At 69.8% G+C, this 490-nt stretch carries 1 protein-coding gene; it reads right to left on the bottom strand.

All coding sequences use genetic code 11. The features are described from left to right. Window positions 1-52 precede the first annotated feature (52 nt). A partial coding sequence (locus BIU95_RS09030; protein ID WP_139179718.1) for an MFS transporter occupies window positions 53-490 on the bottom strand: 438 nt, incomplete at its 5' end.

A 490-nucleotide genomic window follows, 5' to 3' on the forward strand; every position in this document is an offset into this window, starting at 1 on the left:
GTGCCGGGCGTTGCCCGGCACGCCGCTGGATCGTGTGGGTGGATCGGGTGGTTCAGGTGGACCTGGCGGTGAGGACGTTCTCGTTCACGTCCTCGAGGGAACGACCGCGCGTCTCGGGGGCGAACCGCGACGCGATCACGAGCACCGCGTACATGGCTGCCGCGAGTCCGAAGACACCGGCGAAGGCCCAGGCACCGTAGAGCGCTATCGCGGCGAAGGGCATCACGGCGCCGGCGATGTTGCCGATCCCGTTCACGATCGAGGCGCCGGACGCTCGGATCGCCGTGGGGTAGACCTCGGCGGTCCAGGCTGCGAGCGTGGTGTTCGTCAGCATCGTGAAGAACTGGAACAGTGCGCCGAGGGCGAGGATCGCGCCGGTGTCGTTCCCGAACGCTGCGAACGCCAGTGCGGTCAGACAGCCCAGGACCCCCGCGGTGGCGACCAACGGTCGACGCCCGATGCGGTTCGCGAGCAGGGCGGCGGCGGTGCA

The organism is Curtobacterium sp. MCBA15_007, from assembly GCF_001864905.1.
GTDB classification, from domain to species: Bacteria; Actinomycetota; Actinomycetes; order Actinomycetales; family Microbacteriaceae; genus Curtobacterium; species Curtobacterium poinsettiae.